Source organism: Zobellia galactanivorans, assembly GCF_000973105.1.
Classification (GTDB): domain Bacteria; phylum Bacteroidota; class Bacteroidia; order Flavobacteriales; family Flavobacteriaceae; genus Zobellia; species Zobellia galactanivorans.
In genome coordinates, this window is sequence record NC_015844.1 from 4,591,983 (window position 1) to 4,609,878 (window position 17,896).

Annotated in this window: 12 protein-coding genes; 9 read left to right on the top strand and 3 right to left on the bottom strand. The window is 43.8% G+C overall.

The genetic code is table 11. The annotated features are described in order from the left end of the window. Positions 1-8: 8 nt before the first annotated feature. From ZOBGAL_RS18365 to ZOBGAL_RS18375, 3 genes are all read right to left on the bottom strand, one after another. The gene (locus tag ZOBGAL_RS18365) at positions 9-3,989 is read right to left on the bottom strand and encodes a chemotaxis protein CheB (protein ID WP_013995229.1); all 3,981 of its coding nucleotides are present in this window, start codon (positions 3,987-3,989) and stop codon (positions 9-11) included. 198 nt (positions 3,990-4,187) lie between these two features. Beyond that, the gene (locus ZOBGAL_RS18370) at positions 4,188-4,823 is read right to left on the bottom strand and encodes a response regulator (protein ID WP_013995230.1); all 636 of its coding nucleotides are present in this window, start codon (positions 4,821-4,823) and stop codon (positions 4,188-4,190) included. Next, positions 4,813-6,816, bottom strand: a complete 2,004-nt coding sequence (locus tag ZOBGAL_RS18375) for a tetratricopeptide repeat-containing sensor histidine kinase (RefSeq protein ID WP_013995231.1) — start codon at positions 6,814-6,816, stop codon at positions 4,813-4,815. Before ZOBGAL_RS18375 ends, ZOBGAL_RS18370 begins: the two co-directional genes overlap by 11 nt. A gap of 253 nt (positions 6,817-7,069) precedes the next feature. On the opposite strand from ZOBGAL_RS18375, the gene ZOBGAL_RS18385 reads away from it, so the two are divergent. The 9 genes from ZOBGAL_RS18385 to ZOBGAL_RS18425 all read left to right on the top strand — a co-directional run bounded on the left by ZOBGAL_RS18385 (position 7,070) and on the right by ZOBGAL_RS18425 (position 17,615). Then, a complete protein-coding gene (locus tag ZOBGAL_RS18385) occupies positions 7,070-7,492 on the top strand; it encodes a hypothetical protein (protein ID WP_013995233.1) in 423 nt (140 codons plus the stop codon). 6 nt (positions 7,493-7,498) lie between these two features. Further along, positions 7,499-11,422, top strand: a complete 3,924-nt coding sequence (locus tag ZOBGAL_RS22905; protein WP_013995234.1) for a M4 family metallopeptidase — start codon at positions 7,499-7,501, stop codon at positions 11,420-11,422. Then, the gene (locus tag ZOBGAL_RS18395) at positions 11,419-12,120 is read left to right on the top strand and encodes a fibronectin type III domain-containing protein (protein WP_013995235.1); all 702 of its coding nucleotides are present in this window, start codon (positions 11,419-11,421) and stop codon (positions 12,118-12,120) included. The genes ZOBGAL_RS22905 and ZOBGAL_RS18395 overlap by 4 nt, the downstream gene beginning before the upstream one ends. Beyond that, positions 12,121-13,413, top strand: coding sequence for a PQQ-binding-like beta-propeller repeat protein (locus ZOBGAL_RS18400; protein WP_013995236.1), 1,293 nt, complete (start codon positions 12,121-12,123; stop codon positions 13,411-13,413). Between the two features lie 372 nt (positions 13,414-13,785). After that, on the top strand, positions 13,786-15,078 hold the full coding sequence (locus tag ZOBGAL_RS18405) for a PQQ-binding-like beta-propeller repeat protein (RefSeq protein WP_013995237.1): 1,293 nt from the start codon (positions 13,786-13,788) through the stop codon (positions 15,076-15,078). 206 nt (positions 15,079-15,284) lie between these two features. Beyond that, positions 15,285-15,866 (top strand): outer membrane beta-barrel protein, encoded by a 582-nt coding sequence (locus ZOBGAL_RS18410; protein ID WP_013995238.1) that lies wholly within the window; start codon positions 15,285-15,287, stop codon positions 15,864-15,866. 324 nt (positions 15,867-16,190) lie between these two features. Next, entirely contained in the window at positions 16,191-16,619 is a 429-nt protein-coding gene (locus tag ZOBGAL_RS18415; RefSeq protein ID WP_013995239.1) for a hypothetical protein, read from the top strand. A gap of 169 nt (positions 16,620-16,788) precedes the next feature. Beyond that, on the top strand, positions 16,789-17,277 hold the full coding sequence (locus ZOBGAL_RS18420; RefSeq protein ID WP_013995240.1) for a YybH family protein: 489 nt from the start codon (positions 16,789-16,791) through the stop codon (positions 17,275-17,277). Positions 17,278-17,408: 131 nt separating this feature from the next. Then, on the top strand, positions 17,409-17,615 hold the full coding sequence (locus tag ZOBGAL_RS18425; protein WP_013995241.1) for a hypothetical protein: 207 nt from the start codon (positions 17,409-17,411) through the stop codon (positions 17,613-17,615). Positions 17,616-17,896 lie beyond the last annotated feature (281 nt).

The window sequence follows — 17,896 nt, forward strand, 5'->3', positions numbered from 1 at the left end:
AAAGAAAGTTATAGATTTAAGTTAAAGTGAAAGGTACTTCCCTTTCCCATTTCTGATTCCACCCAAATTTTTCCGTTATGAAGCTCTACGATCTTTTTGCAGTGTGCCAGACCTATTCCGGTACCTTCATAATCTTCTTGGTTGTGCAATCTTTTAAATACTTGAAAAATGTGTTCTTGGTTTTTTTTGTCTATTCCTATTCCATTGTCCCTTATATAAATATGTTCCCCCTTTTCACAAGTTAGGGTGCCGATTTCTATTCTGGGACTTTCATCTTTGCTTATAAATTTTATGGAATTGCCGATAAGGTTAAGAAAAAGGGAATGCAGTTCGACCCTATGTCCGGTTAGGGTAGGCAGTTCCTTAATAAGAATTTTGGTTTTGGTGGAGTCGATACGGATTTGAAGGTCTTTCTGCACGTTTTCGACTACCTCTTTTAAATTTACGATTTCTTTTTTGGTGTTGCTCCCTATTTTTGAATAGGCCAAAATCACTTTTACCAATTCGCCCATTCTTGAGGAGGCCTCTTCTATAAATTCGAGATAAGTGTTGGCCCTATTGTCGAGAAGGGTATTGTACTCATCTTTGAACAATGCTACAAAATCACGTATCGTACGTAAAGGTTCCTGCAGGTCGTGGCTGGCCACATAAGCAAAGCGCTCTAGCTCCTTATTGCTTCGCGATAGTTGCTTTAACTGGGTTATGTTGATGTGGCTGCCCACCATTCTCTTGGGTTCGCCGTTCTCGCCCCATTCTATGACCAAGCCTTTGCACCATACCCATACAATGCTGCCGTTTTTGTGGAAGTACCTGATTTCATTATCGTAAGGTATTTCCCCCTTACTTTTTACATGGGCATCAAGTTTTTCGAGTACACCGGGCAAATCGTCCGGGTGTACGATTCTCTGCCATGATTCAGCGGAGCCCGTCATTTCATGTTCATCATAACCGAACATTTTCTTAAAGGTAGGGCTAAGGTATTCGCTGTTTTCGGCAATGTTCCAGTCCCAGAAACCGGCCATGGTTATTTCCAACACCTGTTCAAAGACCATGTTTCGGTCGAGTAGGTCCTGTTCCAGTTTAGGCAATTTTTTGAGCATGGAAACATCGGTCGTGGTGCCTATCATTCTTTTGGGCTGTCCGTCTTCTGTCCACTCCATAATTTTACCTCTTAATAGTAAGGTAACATAATGGCCCAATTTATGTTTGTATCTTGTTTCCACCGCATAGGGTTCCTTGCCTTGTGAGTCAATATGCTTTTGCATGGCCTCTATTTGAATTTTCAAATCGCCAGGATGGGCCAAGGCGCTCCAAAACTCGATAGTTTCTTCGATTTCATCCTTATGGTAACCCAGAACTTCGGCAATTGAATGACTTACATAATAGGTATTATCGGCTATGTTCAAGTCCCAAAAACTATCGGTGGTTTGTTCAATGGCAAGTTGTTGGTTTTGCAAGCGTTGTTCCGCCGATTTAAGTTTGTTGATGTCAACGTAGCTTAAGGTAGCTCCGGCCACATTTCCTCCACCATCTTGAAAAGGCACGATCTTTTGCAAGAACCATTGGCCCTTGGCATCTTTTACTTCACTTTCTTTAGGGACATGGTTGATTATTACGGATTTAATATCTGAGATGAACTCTTTATAGTTGTTCTTGTGAAACGAGCTGGCGAAGTGTTCGAGAGGTCTATTGACATCGTTTTCTAATAGATTAAAGTGCTTAGCTACGCTAGGGGTGAATTTTCGTATTCTCAGTTCCTTATCTAAAAATACGGTGCCTATATCCGTACTTTTAAAAAGGTTGTCCAAATCTGAATTAAGCATTGCTAGTTCCTCTATTTTTTCCTGAAGTTCCGCATTTACGGTATGTAGCTCCTCGTTTACACTTTGCAACTCTTCATTGGTGCTCTGTAACTCTTCGTTTGAGGCTAAGAGTTCTTCATTGGTAGCTTGCAATTCTTCATTGCTGGTCTCTACCTCTTCGATCATATTTTTAAGACTCTCCCTAGTTTCTTTCAATTCGGACTCTAGTTCGCGTTCTCTTGTGTTTTTTGGGACAACATTGGTTTCTTCGAGCACTAAAGTGTGGGAAGATTGTAGTTCAACAGGCTTTATGATCACCAAAAAATTCGAGGGGTTGCTGTTTAAGGGATTCTGGAAGGAAGCCACGTGCATATTGGCCATCACAGGTTCTTTACCCGTTGAAAAATTTAGATTTTCATGTTTAAGTTTTTGATTGGTAGTGCCTACTTTTCTTATAGAGTAGCTCAACACCATAGCTATACTCTCAGGCACCATTTTTAAAAGATTCATACTGAAGCCTTTGTTAGGTAGGCTGATGTAGTTGCTCAGTTCCCCATAAGCATCCACAATGTTGAAATTGCTATCGATTACGATGGAAGCTAGGTGTAGATTGTCACTTAAAGCCTCTACTATAAACTGTTTTGTATTTCGCTCATAGCCTATGGTTTCCGTGCCGAAGGAATTTCTTAGTGTATTTTTTGAATTGTAGGGTTGAAGCCCTAAAATTTTGGCTGGTCGTATGTTGCGGTATATTTTTTGTTTTCGATGTAATTCCTCAAAAGCATTTTTTTGCCTGCTCAAAGATTCACTGCTTCCAAGTACTAGAATGCCGTTCCTGTTTAGCGAGTAGTGCAATACATCGAGCACCTTATTTTGGGCGGCGGGTTGCAAATAAATGAGCATATTTCGGCAAAAGGAAATATCCATTTTATTAAAAGGAGGGTCTTTTAGCACATTGTGCTTGCTAAAAATGACCATACGCCTTATGTTCTCATTAATATGGTAACTATCACCTTTCTTCGTGAAATTTGCAAGTAAACGCTTTTCGGGAATGTTTGAAACCGAACTTTCGTTATATATGCCTTTAGAGCCATCTTTGAGGTGGTTTTTCTCAATATCGGTAGCAAAAATTTTGACCAGGTTTTTTTTATTTTGTTTGGCGAGCTCCTCGTTGATAATTATAGCCAAGGAATAGGCTTCTTCGCCACTGCTTACCCCAACACACCAACATTTTATGGTGTCATTTTTCTTTTTATCGTAAATTAATTTGGGGATGATTTCATTGGTCAAAAGATCCCAAACCGTATCATCCCTAAAAAAACTGGTTACCCCGACCAAAAATTCCCTTATCAAAAAGTGGGCTTCTTCAGGTCTTTCCAATAGGAAATCTTTGTATTCTTGAAGGGAATCTAGGCGTTTTACACCAATTCTTCGGGCAATCATCCGGATTAAAGTAGGCCTCTTGTAGTATTCAAAGTCTAATTTGGTCTGACTGTTTACAAAGTTCAAAATCTTAATAAGGGTCTCCTCGTCCTTTAAAATACTTTCTTCGAGAGATCCGTATACGGCAGGGTGCTGCATGAAGCGTTGTAGTTCTTCCCCCATTTGTTCGGTAGGTAAGACATAGTCTACCAAATGGGTGTTAATGGCATTTTGCGGCATGCTTTCAAACTCGGCCTGTTCGGGGTCCTGTACCATAACCATTCCACCGAATTCCTTAATGTCCCTTGCCCCAGAGGTTCCGTCACTACCTGTTCCGCTTAAGATTACGGCAATGGCCTTGTTCGTCTTTTCCCTGGCCAAGGACTTGAAGAATAAATCGATAGGAAGGTTCAAGGTTCTATCCGTGGGCTTGTTCTCTAAGAGCAGGTGTCCATCCTTGACGAATATATTTTTTTTAGGGGTTAAAAGATAGATCGTACCAGGTTCGACCTTGGTCTTTTTCTTGACCTCGATTATGGGCATGTCGGTGTTTTTAGACAAGAGTTCCCCCATAAGACTCTTGTAATCGGGGCTCAAGTGTTGAACAACCACAAAGCTATGGGCAAATTTGGCGGGTAGATCCTCAAAAAATGATTTTAAAGCCTCCAATCCTCCTGCACTTGCTCCGACGCCTATTATTGAAAATTCGTTTTTTTGAGATTTAATATGCTGATTTTCAGTGCTTGGGGAGGTAGGTTGGGTCATGTAAGGAGGGTTTGCTTTTTAATAAAAGTAACGAAAATCTTACATACCTGATATGGAATATGATTTAATTTTATCAAATATTGGAATGATTATCGTAGCAAAGATGGTCGACTTAAATTATTTGGTGTTTGTATATCCTATTTCCATTCTTTTTAAGAACATTCTTCTGCTTTGTTAAAAAGGGATTTTTATTTGCCTTTATATCAATTGTTTTTCGACTGCCACCTTGATCAGGGAGGCCGCGTTGGAAACTTCCAATTTCTGCATAAGGTTTCGCCGGTGTGTCTCTACGGTAAGGGGACTGATAAACAGTTCTTCGGCAATGTTGTTGGTGGTTTTTCCATCGGCGATCAAGGTGAGGATATGCTTTTCCCTTCGGGTCAACTTGGGCAAATCGTTGTGTTCTTGGGTGACCGAATCGGCAAGTATTTTTTGCACCTCGCTCCCGAAATAAAAATGGCCTTGGTGCACTTGCGAAATGGCATTGACCAACTCGTCGGCCGTGGCGTTCTTGAGCAGGTATCCCCTGACCCCATTTTTGATCATTTGGTTGATAATGCTCGGCTCGCTGTAGGTGCTCAGCCCGATAATACCAATATTCGCCCTAATATTGAGAATTTTGGTCACCATTTCCACCCCATTGATATCGGGCAGGTTTACATCCAACAAAATAACATCCGCGGTATCCTTTTCCAAGTAGGAAAGCGTATCGGTGCCGTTCATAAAATGGGTCTTGACGGTCACCCGGTTGTCGTCGCTCAATAAGGTTTTAAGACCTTCGATCACCATGGGGTGATCATCTACTATTAAAATTTGTATAGGTTTATGCTGCATCTACGGTAATTTGTACATTAACGGTGGTACCCTCGTTTTCTTCGGAGTGGAACTCCAGATCGCCCTTGAGGTAGGCGACCCTGGTCCTAAGGTTAGAGATGCCCATACCACCTTCCTTTTCTTCAAAATCGTTTTTGTTTAAGCCTATGCCGTTATCTTCAACTGTAATGTCGACCCTATTGCCATCCCTCATATATTGTACCAGTACTTCCGTAGCCTTGGCGTGTTTAACGGCATTATTGATCAATTCTTGAATAACGCGGTACATGGTCACCTGTTGATTGAGATCGATTCCTTTTTCGGTACCGTAAAACTGCAGGGTAACCTTGGTGCCATTCCCGGTCATGCTACTGCAATAGTCCTTTAAGGCTGCCTGAAGACCGAACTTGACCAAGGTTTCCGGCATCATGTTTCGCGCAATGGAACGCAATTCGGTCAGGGCGTCATTCAGGTCCTTCGTTACCTTTTGCAATTGGGCCTTGGGGTATTCCTTGGGTTCGTCTTTGTTGAGTTTTGAGAGGTTAAGGCTAATGCCCGACAACCTTCCGCCTAAACCATCGTGCAAATCTATGGCAAGGCGTTTGCGTTCTTTTTCTTGGCCTTCTATCATGGCCGAAAATACTTCGTTTTCTTGCTTTTGCTTTAAAAGTGCTACTTCCTTCTCTTGCTCGCGTTCCTTTTTTCTTGCCCTTCTGAGCTTGTCGTTGTACGCATAGAAACCGACAAAGAGCAATAAGGCCAATAAACTGGCAATGGCTCCCAGGAGGTAGGTTTGTGACCTCTTGACCTGAAGTGCAAGGGCGGCCTCGCTCTTTTCGTTTTTAAGGGCCAGTATTTCCTTTTCCTTCTTAGCGGTTTTGTACTGTATCTCCAACTGTTGCATATCATTACCCAATTGCCTCGCCCGAATGCTGTCAACGGCGATTACATAATCCCTTAGGTAGTGGTATGCATCCTTGTAATTATCAAGTGCGGCCTCATATTTGGCAAGGATAAAATAAGAATTTACTTTGTCGGAGGGGGAGTGTTCGCTATCACTAAAGTTGATGTACTTTAAAGTATAGGCTATCGCTTTTTCAAAATCGCCCATTTTGGCATAAATCGTGGCATACCTTTGGTACAGTAGTTTTAAGTAGTGATACGATTTTTTGCCTTGATAAAACGCATAGGATGTATCCAAGGCTTCCAAGGCCTTGTCATACTCCTCTACCTTTCCGTAATAGAGTCCTAATTCCGCATAATAAGGCCCTCGATAGAACGAGTTGGGAATCTTGTCCAGATTTATTTTTGCGATGTCCAGAACAGATTTCATTTGATCTAAAGAATCCATACTCGCCAAACATGACGAAAAAGAGATGCTATGGTATAACATATCTTCGGGCGAGCCTATTTCTTGAAACTGTTTTTGGCTAATCTTGAACATTTCGTAAGACTCGTCCAACATCGCTAGACTATTGTATTTTACGGCCAGGTTGGTATTGCCGTTCGCCACGAACATTTTATCGCCCATTTTTTGTGCTATGGGTATGGTTTTCGCCGCCATTTCAATTTCTTTGGCGACATTGCCTTCGTAGCCGTAGGCCACCCCTAAATTGTAATAGCCCCGCAACCAAATTTTCATATTGGCCGCAGAAGAATCCTTGGCCACGAGCTTATCGGCCAAACGGTTTCCGACCTCAAAATACTTTTTGGCATTTTCAACGTCAAAATAATCGAGATAACCACCAGCCAAGTTAATGTGGGCATCGGCCATTCCCCTTAAATAATTGATTTTTTTGCTTAGGCCGATGGCCTTAAACCCGTTTTCAAAGCACTTTAAGGAATCTACGCCGCCATAGCTTCGCGCCAGTTCGCTAAGGACAAGTACACGGGTGGTATCGTGCTCCGCCATTTTAAGTGCATTTTCAAGGCTATCGATTCGCGTTTCACGCCCCGTTTGAGACCTCCCGAAAAACGATAGAAGAAGAATGAAAACAAATACAGTTGAACGCATTTAGTCCGATGGGTTTTTATTTATCAATAGCCAAGATACCATATCTATACCGCACAATAAACACCCCATAATCAATATACCGGAAAACCAGTAGAAAAAAATACAACGAAGGCGGTATTTCATGGGCGGCATTTTCAAAATACCTTGCCATCAACAAATCCGTATTCGCCCAAACTATCGGGTAGAACGCATAAAAACCAATGGTCACGGTGTCTCGCGCAGGTACCTTTAAAGAACGAATATATAATAACTAATGAAACGGACGCTAGTATTTTCGATTTTACTTTTCTTGGCCCTACTGGGATGTAAATCTCCGCGCTACTCTTTTGACGAGCTGCCCGATGTGCAACTGGTCTTCGGAAAGGGGGGCGGAATGGCAGGAATGGTAGACACTTATATCCTTCTTCAAAACGGACAATTGTTCCATCACAATTCCGTAACCGAAACGACCAAAGAACTACAAGCGCTCTCAAAAAAAGAGGCCAGCGCCTTTTTTATGGGAATCGAGGAACTCGGCCTTTCGGAAATCGATTTCTACCACCCGGGCAATAGCTATTTTTTTTTGGAGGAAGTCAAGGAAAATCAAAGACACAGGATCGTATGGGGAGCCAAAGATCACAAATTTTCCAAAGACTGCTTGGAATTTTATAAAGAGTTGAAAAGTCACATTAAATAACCGACCATGAAAAATAGACCTTATCTGCTCACCTTTGTTCTAGTCGTATTGGCGGCCTCTTCATTAAGGGCACAAGATACCTTTGATGATAAAAGACACGACAAGGGCACTACGGCCAAGACCGGGAGTATAAAAAAGTTCAACGCCTTAAAACTTGCGGCCAAAAAGAAGGGGCAAAGCCTACCGGGGCGCACCAATTTTCAGATGCCTTCGGTCTTTCAAATCACTTCCGGGGATGCGGTTTATGAGCACGAGGTTATTGGAAGGTCGGAAGATGGTATCCCCTTGTTTATTAAAAGCAAGGCGGGAAAGGAAGTAGCGAGCTTGACCGCAAAACAGTCATCGGAACAAGTGATCAAGGATTATTTGGCCGGAGTGAAACACCTTATCCAAGTTAAGGATCCCGATGCCGAATTTGTAGAAATATCGAAGCATACCGATGCCTTGGGCCAGAAGCACATTAAAATGCAGCAGGTGTTCAAAGGGATAAAGGTGTACGGGGGCGAACTGATCCTGCATTTAGACCAAGGCAACAAGGTCGATGCCATGAACGGCAGAAACAAGCCTACCCCAAGTATAGAGCGTACGCAACCCAAACTAAGTGTACAAGACGCCTTGCAACGGGTGGAAAAGGATTTGGGCGTTTCCTTCCCTACCAAGACCGGAAAGACAAATTCCGTTTTTTTAAATTCCGATTATGAGGAGGAACTTTTGATCTATCCCTTTGAAGGGAAGAACGTTTTGGCCAGGCATTTGACCGTACATCCGAATATAAAGGACAGGTGGGAGTATTTTATCGATGCGCAGAACGGGCGTATCCTCAATAAAATATACCATACCTGTACGCTCTACCATGAGTATGGGAAGGAAGGCCATGAGAGGGGCCGTTTGGCACCGCCGCCTTCGAATACTTCGGGAACGGACTTAAACGGGGTGACCCGGCAGCTGGATACCTATAGCATTGACGGTAAAAATTATATGATCAACACCTCAAAATCGATGTTCAATTCAGGGCAATCGAAAATACCCGATAATCCCGTAGGGGCCATCATGACATGGGATTTAAAAAACAAGGCCCCGGAGGAGGACGCCACTTTTTATTACGTAACCTCTACCACCAGTACCTGGAACGACCCTGTGGCAGTTTCGGCACAGTACAATGCCGAAGTATCGTACGACTATTTTGAAAAAAACTTTGACAGAAGTTCGATCAATGGCCAAGGAGGCACCATCATATCGATTGTTAACGTGGCTGCTGACGATGGCGGGGGCTACGACAATGCCTTTTGGAACGGAAAGGCCATTTTTTACGGAAACGGGAAGGCCGCTTTTTCGCCCTTGGCCGGCGCCTTGGATGTAGGGGGACACGAAATGTCGCACGGTGTGATCGAGGCTACGGCCAATTTGGAGTATTCCTATCAATCGGGCGCGATCAACGAATCGTTTGCCGATATTTTCGGAACCATGATTGATCGCGACGATTGGCTACTGGGGGAGGATATTGTAAACCGGGAATATTTTAATTCGGGGGCCATGCGCAATTTGCAAGACCCAAACAACGGAGCAAGCCAGGGGCAAAGGGGATGGCAGCCCAAAGACATGACGGAGTACTATTCCGGCGAGGAGGATAACGGCGGGGTACATATGAACAGTGGAATCGTAAACCGGGCCTACTATTTGATTGCCACCGATATAGGGAAAGATAAGGCGGAGCAGATCTATTACCGCGCCCTGTCCACTTACCTGACCGCATCTTCCCAATTCATCGATCTTCGGATCGCCGTCGTTCAATCGGCCCTTGATCTTCATGGCGAAAACTCGGCCGAAGTAGCGGCCATTGAAACGGCCTTTGATACCGTGGGGATTACCGCGGGCACCTCTACCGATACCGATAACGACATTCCCTTAGCGGAAGGGGACGAGTTTATCTTAAGTTTGGATATTAGGGACACCGACCCCAATACCATCTATGCGTCCGATACGGAAGCTACGATCTATTATCCGTTGACCACGACCGGGGTCCATAGAAAACCCAGTGTATCCGACGATGGAAGCTTTGCCATCTTCGTCACCGAAGAGAACAAGGTAAACGCCATATCGCTCGACGTAAACGCCCCCGAAGAATCGGTTATTTCCGAAGACCCCGTATGGGCGGCGGTCTCACTTTCCAAAGACGGTACCAAACTGGCATCGGTCATAAACGACGAGTCCAATATCATTTATGTATCCGACCTGGTCACCGGTGAGTTCAAGGAGTTTGAACTGTACAACCCTACTTCCGCCGATGGCGTCACCACGGGAGAGGTGCTATATCCCGATGCCTTGGAATGGGATTATTCGGGGCAGTACCTGATCTACGATGCCCTAAACCGACTGAACAATGCCGATGGTACCAATATCGAATATTGGGATGTTGGGGCCTTGCAGGTGTGGGACAACCAAACCAATACTTTTGGCGACGGCAGTATTCAAAAAATATTTACGAACCTGCCCGAGGGGGTCAGTATCGGTAACCCTTCCTTTTCTAAAACATCGGGCAATATCCTCGCCTTTGATTACTTCAACGAACTCGAAGGGGAATACAGTATCATCACCGTCAATATTGAAACAGGTGATGTAAAAAAGGTTTATGACAACAACAAGTTGGGCTTCCCCAATTTTTCAAAAACCGATGACAAGATCATTTTTGATACCTACAACGGTTCCGACCAGGACATCATGGCCATTGGCCTGGCCGCCGACAAAATGACCCCGACGGGCAGTGCGGAGGAATTGATCCCGAACGGCAAGTGGGGCATCTGGTATACGGTCGGATCCCGAAGTACCTTGAGCAGTGAAAAGGAAATCACCGATTTCAGGTTCAATGTTACTTCCCCGCCCACGGTAGGAAGCATCAACGGCAATGAGATTGTTATGGCCTTGCCCGCGAACATTAACCCTGGCAATCTAGTGGCCACCTTCGCCACATCGGCCAGGGCCACGGTTTCCGTATCGGGCCTGCCCCAGCAGAGCGGGGTGAGTTTTAACGACTTTACCGAGCCCGTGGTGTATACGGTAACGGCAGAGGATGGGTCGACCAAGGACTTTACGGTGCGTTTAATGGCCAACGACCCCAACGATACCGATAACGACGGCGTACCCAATGCCGACGACCTATGTCCCAATACCCCCTTAGGGGCTACGGTAGACCTTACGGGTTGTGAGATTTTCTCCCTGCCGAGTACCAATTTTACCGTATCGGCCAAAGGGGAATCGTGTATGGACAGCCATAACGGTAGTATTGATATTTCTGCAAATAGTAACCATAGCTATACAGTTACACTAGCCGGAAACGGGGTGAGTGAAACCCAAAGTTTTACAAGCTCCGTTTCTTTTTCAAATTTAAAAAGTGGTTCGTATTCGGTATGCATTACCGTAGCAGGCCAGGCGGACTATGAACGTTGTTTTGAGGTGAACGTATCCGAACCCGAAGCCCTTTCGGTAAGCTCAAAAGTTAATTTATCCGCAAGGTCGGTAAGCCTGAACCTATCGGGAGCTGAGGAATACATCATTTCACTCGACAACGAAACGGTGGTTACCCAAGAAGCGCAGATTACCTTGCCCCTTCGAAGCTCTACCGCAAAATTGTCCGTTAAAACCAATAAGAGTTGCCAAGGGACCTATAGCGAAGACCTGATGCTGCACGAAGAGGTGATCGTATATCCCAATCCTGTAGAAAGCGGAGCGATTTCCGTGGTATTGGGTAAAACCTATGGGTACACCATTCCCGTTCAATTAAATTCCTTCGACGGACGCATCATCTTTCAAAAGGCCATAGCGCCCCAGACGAATACCATCACCTTGGATGCGGAAAGCCTAACGGCCGGTGTCTACGTATTGTCGGTTCAAATCAACGATGAAACAAAAACCTATAAAATCATCAAACAATGAGAACGACCCAATTCGCAATGTCGCTGTTGTTGCTGCTAACCTTAACGGCGTGTCCGGGCAGTAAAGACGACGGTGTAGATCCAGACTCCCTAGGGGATCCCGGAAGTGTTTCCCTGATATTTCCCGAAAACAATTCGGAGTGTACGGAAGGGGCCGTTGTCGACGAACTGCAGAGTGCGGTTACCTTTCAATGGGAAGCCTCGGAAAGCGCCGATTATTACGAGGTGAACCTGAAAAACCTTATCGATGGAAGTACGCGGTTGACCGAGGCCGGAAATAACGAATCGACCATTACCCTTGCGAGCAATACGCCCTATGAATGGTTTGTGGTCAGCAAAAGCAACGCCTCCGATATGGCCCTTAAAAGTGCCACATGGAAATTTTACAATGCCGGTGCCGGGGTGGTAAACTACGCCCCGTTTCCTGCCGAGGCCGAGTATCCCGAAAGGGGAGGAAGCATTCCCGCTACCACCAAGGTAAGCCTTCAATGGCAGGCCTCGGATGTTGATGACGATATTGTGGCCTTTGAGGTGTTTTTTGGCACGGAAACCACGCCGTCGATACTTCTCGGTACTACCGGGCAGACTACGATGGAGACCGATGTGGTTTCGGGACGGACCTATTATTGGCAGGTAAAGACGAAGGATAGCGAGGGAAACACATCGCAGTCGGAGGTTTTTAATTTTAAAGTAGGATAAATGAAAAATACATTTTTGTCAAGAACGGTCTTTTGGGGTATCGTGCTTGTTTTTGTGGCAAGCTGTACCAAGGATGATGGGGTGGAACTCAATGAAAACGGGGAAGTGATCCATCCGGAAAAAGGCGGGCAGATCGTATCGGGCGATCCGGAGCTGAACAATTTTATTATAGCCGCAAAAGATGAAACCATTTATACGGTCGACGCCCAAACCGGTGAAGAAACCGTAATTTATGCTTTTCCCGACCTTACGGACTTTGTGGGGCCATCGGATTATAACAACGGTACTATTTACGTAACATCTGATGATAATTCAATAAATGCACTGAGCGTAGCCGATAGGCGTTTTTTATGGGATCGGTACATGCTGGAATTTAATTTTGGTAGCATGGGGGAGACCCGGCCCATTTGCATCGATGGGGTCTGTTATGCCTCAGGGGGATCAGGGGTGGTAGTTGCCGTTGATGAAGCCACAGGAAATTTAAAATGGTACTATACCACGGACCCCAATGGGAAATTGGACTATGTTTTAAACGTTAACAAGCCCCCCATAGTTTATGGGGATAAGGTCTATGTGTTTTCCAATAAGGGCTATTATTCCAATCTACCCGCCTACCTACACATTTTGGATAAGGAAACAGGGGGGCTTATACAAAAGCAAAAACTACCCTATGAACCATCGGGAGTCCCCGTATTTATGGAAAACACCATGTACTTGCCGGCCAAAAACCTCTATGTTATAGATTTAGATACCTTGAACACCCTTTGGATGTTCGAAGCCAACGGTGTTGGAACCCCGTTTGTTTCGGGTGATAAATTGGTCGTAAGTGCCATACCGTACGGGCAGAGTATCGGTTCGGTGCTGTATTGTTTGGATAAAAACACCAAAAGTACTCTTTGGGAGGTAGAAACCGGGGCGAACAGTCTTTGGGCACCCTTGATTGTAGGGAACGTGGTCTTTAGCAATTACGATAAAGGCACAAATTTTCCGAGTGCAACCAATGCAAAGCCTTTTGCCCTAGACCTGCGAAACGGGGAAGAATTATGGAAAAACGAAGATGTAAGTGTAGATTTTAGCCCGGTTTACGCAAACGGTATTTTGTTTACCCATGGACACGATATCCTACGTAACAAAAATGACGAGGACAGTGTGGGCCTGTTGGCCATGGATGCCAATACGGGCGAGACCTTATGGCTCAACCCCTTGTTTAAATATGGTTCCCATATTGTGCCTTTGGTCGTAGCCGATAACGGGGTTTTTGGCCCTTCTTATTATCGCGGAAAGCAAAATTGATTTTTTAAGTTGATATGTTGCTAAGGGGCCGGCTTTATTGAGGTCGGACTTTTTTGTGGGTCCCTACGCGGTTTCTACGGGAAATCAGGGAGTAAAAAATACAAAAAAGGCGGTATTTCAAAAAATTCGGCCTTCCTATACCTTGCCATCATATATTAATCGGGGTTTTCGAGAACACGGATACCCGAAATCATTACAAACAGAATTATGAAAAATCGTAAAAGTACTAGAGGTTGCAACAGTCGCATTCATCGGTTTTTCATCAATTATGGCAAAGCGCTCGCTATAACATCGTCGAAATAGGACGTTCCGGTGATGGACGGCAAGGGAAACACATCGCAGTCGGAGGTTTTTAATTTTAAAGTAGGATAAATGAAAAATACATTTTTGTCAAGAACGGTCTTTTGGGGTATCGTGCTTGTTTTTGTGGCAAGCTGTACCAAGGATGACGGGGTGGAACTCAATGAAGACGGGGAGGTGATCCATCCGGAAAAAGGTGGGCAGATCGTATCGGGCGATCCGGAGCTGAACAATTTTCTTATAGCGGCAAATGATGAAAACCTTTATACCGTTGACGCCCAAACCGGTGAAGAAACCGAACTTTATTCTTTCCCCTACCAAACCAAATACGTCTCGGTTCCACACTATGGAGCGGGTATGCTTTACGTGACGGCGAACGACAATTCCATTAATGCCATTGACGTGGGCGATAAAAATTTTATGTGGGAACAATTTATGTTGGAGTATCATTACAGCAGTTATGAGGTTACTTCGCCCATCTGCGTCGACGGCACCTGTTATGCCTCGGGCACCTCGGGAGTGGTAGTGGCCGTAGACCAAACAACAGGTAATATCAAATGGTATTATACCACTGAACTTTTTGGTGAACTTGACAATATATTGCACAGCAACAGTACTCAAATATTGCATGAAGATAAGGTATACGTGTTTTCAGAAGAAAGTTTTTTGAGCGATTTACCTCCTTACATGCACATACTTGATAAGGAAACCGGCAACTTGATCCAAAAGATCAAATTGCCCTATGAATTGACAGGCACACCCTTGGTCGATGACGGTATACTGTATATGCCGGCCAAAAACCTATATGCCATAGACCTGAATACCCTTGACACTTTATGGAAGTTTGAGGCCAATGGTGTCGGCACACCATTTATATCGGGGGATAAGTTGGTCGTAAATGGCATACCTGCGGGACAAGGTATCACTTCCGCCCTTTATTGCATAGATTTAAATACCACGTCGGTAATATGGCAAAAAGATACGGGGGCCGATACACTGTGGAATCCTATAATAGAGGAAAACGTTGTGTTCGGAAATTACGACAAAGGCTCCAGTTTTGCTGGGGCCACCAATGCCAAACCCTTTGCTTTGGACCTGCAAAATGGCGAGGAGTTATGGAACAACGAAGATGTAAGTGTAGATTTTAGCCCGGTTTACGCAAACGGTATTTTGTTTACCCATGGACACGATATCCTACGTAACAAAAACGACGAGGACAGTGTGGGTTTGTTGGCCATGGATGCCAATACGGGCGAGACCTTATGGCTCAACCCCTTATTTAGGTTTGGCTCCCATATCGTGCCTTTGGTCGTAGCCGATAACGGGGTTTTCGGCCCTTCTTATTATCGCGGAAAGCAAAATTGATTTTTTAAGTTGATGTATTGTTAGGGGTCCGGCTTTATTGAAGTCGGACTTTTTTGTAGGGCCCCACCCGGTTTCTACTGGAAATCAGGTAGAAAAAAATACAATAAAGGCGGTATTTCAAAAAATATGGCCTTCCTATACCTTGCCATCATAAATTAATCGGGGTTTTCGAGAACACGGACACCCGCAAACTTTAAAATGAAAATATGAAAAATTCAGTAAAAGTATTAGTCGTCTTATTCATGGCGTTGGCAGGTGTTTCATCACAGGCCCAAATTTTTGGGATAGAGGCCGGGCTAGGCTTGAGCAGTGCCGTTTCGCCCGATACCTATGTGAACGATTTGTATGGTCGGACTTTGGGCGTCAAATTGGGAGGAACCATTGAATTTGATGTTACCGATGACCTCTATTTGGGCTCCGGGTTGATGTTTGCCAAAAAGGGGGCATCCACTACGGAAGACAATCTGAACATGTACTACCTTCAATTGCCGTTAAGCGCCCGATACAACATTTTTGAAATAGGAGGTTCCGGTGCCTTCTACGCCGCCTCTGGCTTTTACCTAGCTACGGCACTATCGGCCAAACAAGGGAACACTACCTACAAGATCGGAACGGATGTAAAGGGATTTGATTTTGGTTTGAACGTTGGATTGGGGGTTCTTTTCAACGATCAAATTCAATTGGGCCTATCGTACGAAGGCGGGTTTTTAGATTTTTCGGGTAATGAAAAAAACGTTTTGAAAAATACAGCCCTATTGGTGACTTTCGGGTACAAATTTGGTATGTAGCTTATTCGAAAATAACCTGATCTTTCTAACATAGGTTTGTTTGTGTCAAAAAGGCGCTGTAGCAATACAGGGCCTTTTTTTATTTTCTATGATCACATTTATTTTTAGCCTACACGACGCCGACTCACATTCTGCGGACTACGATATTTTTTATATTTTTCCTATGGAATAGGAACTTGTATTTATAAACGGTTTAGTGTTAATTTAAAAAATGGAAAAATAGGGCATTCCATTTCGAATAACCATAATCTTTGGCCCGACATAGAATTAGAAAAACGCCCACAACAGCACTACGTGTAACGCCACAAAAAAAGATAGATTTAAATGCCCAGTCGTAAAACATTACAGAGCGTTTCACATAATTTTGGACGTTCATTTACCAGCTTGGTCAATTATGTGGAAACCGACTATTTTCTCGATCTTTTGTTGAAAAAAATGCGCCAAACCGGACAAGACCGTCTTGACATTGATATTTTAAAAAACGAGGCCACACCAAAAGAATTGATTACCACTGAAATTGAAGCTGCCATACGAAGCTGGAACGACTGGTTTCCCGAATTGGTCAAGCATAGCGGCTCGTCAATGGACTTTGTCAAATCCGCAAAAATGACCCTGTGCTTTGATTTGAACGCCAGCCGGCCTTATCCGAAGGATACCCGGTTTACCGAAACTCCCTTTGCCTGTACCGTAACAATCAGGGACGACAGGGGAAGGGAATACCAACATGGGCATAAGGATTTTGTGCTTTGCTGAACCTAGAATGCTGTATCCCGACTAACAACACAAACCATTGTACCCTCTAAGCGGAACAATAAAACACCTACAAGTCCCTTGGGTTAGTGTTTTATTTTATATATCGCTAATTATCAGTAATTTAATAACGACAATCCTATTCTGTTATTTACAATTAAAACAAACCGGTATGAAAAGCCTAAAATTACTATCCGCGCTATTGATCCTAATTCCATGTATAATCATTGGATGCCAAAGTGACAAAAAGCCCCTACCTCTTGCAAAAACATCCGACGCTGAGCTAACGGCGCTAATAACTAAACAGGTAGACAGCCTTTACGCTGTCTATGAACGGTTCGATTACGATTGGATAGAATTTTACGCGGACAATTACGTAGCTATTTACCCAGATGGCCCTATTCAGAATTTGACAAAAGATTCTTTAATAACTCATTGGGAACGGATCTACGAAAAATACGATGTACAGCTCGTCCATCGGGGAAGGCCCACAATTATACCCTCGGAAGATATGGCCATATCCTACAACACCTTTAATGAGATTTTTATTAATAAGGAAAGTTCGGATACCATTAAAAATACGGGAACCTACATTGTCAATTGGAAAAGACAGGCAGATGATTCTTGGAAGATAGTATTTGAAACCTTGCAAAATCATTAAAAGAGGCATATAACATAGGCTGAACAAAAAAACAACCTTAGTTGATAATAAGTTAATAACTAACGAATTATTCGATATCAATATTTCCTATTGTTTTTTATTTTAGCATCAATATTTTAAATACTTAGGAAATGAAAATAGCTGACCTTTCAATCGCCGATTGCAAATCCGCGATTGATTTTATTGAAGAACTTAAGAACAACCGATTGGAATTGCTAAAAACGCAGGATTTGGATTCAAACAAAGATGATACGATTAAATCTCTGCACGAATTACAATATAACATACGTAATTCTTTATTCAAGCGCTTAATGAAGATGCGGACAAAATTAGAATAGACATTAAACGTGGAAAGAAAACTGCTCCCAACAAAGCTAGCCCTTGCACAAGCCGTAATGATGAAAACAACACCCTGTAAATCCCCCACTTCTACAGGCCCAGTGCTGCGCTTTGAAGGGGGTGCCTGAAGGGCGGGGGATGTTTAAGAACACCGGCTACAGTCCCTCTTCTCCCGAACAAAAAACCACTTTATTTTTAAGGGATTACGCTTTTATGTAAGAACAGAATTGTAAGAATTTTTATATTCGTGTGGGTTTAAGTAGTTGAATATGTTGCTTTT

Excerpts from the sequence above, each read along its gene's own strand:
- ZOBGAL_RS18410 (WP_013995238.1), top strand. The coding sequence starts at position 15,285 with ATGAAAAATTCAGTAAAAGTATTAGTCGTCTTATTCATGGCGTTGGCA.
- ZOBGAL_RS18370 (WP_013995230.1), bottom strand. The coding sequence starts at position 4,823 with ATGCAGCATAAACCTATACAAATTTTAATAGTAGATGATCACCCCATG.
- ZOBGAL_RS18395 (WP_013995235.1), top strand. The coding sequence starts at position 11,419 with ATGAGAACGACCCAATTCGCAATGTCGCTGTTGTTGCTGCTAACCTTA.
- ZOBGAL_RS18375 (WP_013995231.1), bottom strand. The coding sequence starts at position 6,816 with ATGCGTTCAACTGTATTTGTTTTCATTCTTCTTCTATCGTTTTTCGGG.
- ZOBGAL_RS22905 (WP_013995234.1), top strand. The coding sequence starts at position 7,499 with ATGAAAAATAGACCTTATCTGCTCACCTTTGTTCTAGTCGTATTGGCG.
- ZOBGAL_RS18400 (WP_013995236.1), top strand. The coding sequence starts at position 12,121 with ATGAAAAATACATTTTTGTCAAGAACGGTCTTTTGGGGTATCGTGCTT.
- ZOBGAL_RS18405 (WP_013995237.1), top strand. The coding sequence starts at position 13,786 with ATGAAAAATACATTTTTGTCAAGAACGGTCTTTTGGGGTATCGTGCTT.
- ZOBGAL_RS18385 (WP_013995233.1), top strand. The coding sequence starts at position 7,070 with ATGAAACGGACGCTAGTATTTTCGATTTTACTTTTCTTGGCCCTACTG.
- ZOBGAL_RS18415 (WP_013995239.1), top strand. The coding sequence starts at position 16,191 with ATGCCCAGTCGTAAAACATTACAGAGCGTTTCACATAATTTTGGACGT.
- ZOBGAL_RS18420 (WP_013995240.1), top strand. The coding sequence starts at position 16,789 with ATGAAAAGCCTAAAATTACTATCCGCGCTATTGATCCTAATTCCATGT.
- ZOBGAL_RS18365 (WP_013995229.1), bottom strand. The coding sequence starts at position 3,989 with ATGACCCAACCTACCTCCCCAAGCACTGAAAATCAGCATATTAAATCT.
- ZOBGAL_RS18425 (WP_013995241.1), top strand. The coding sequence starts at position 17,409 with ATGAAAATAGCTGACCTTTCAATCGCCGATTGCAAATCCGCGATTGAT.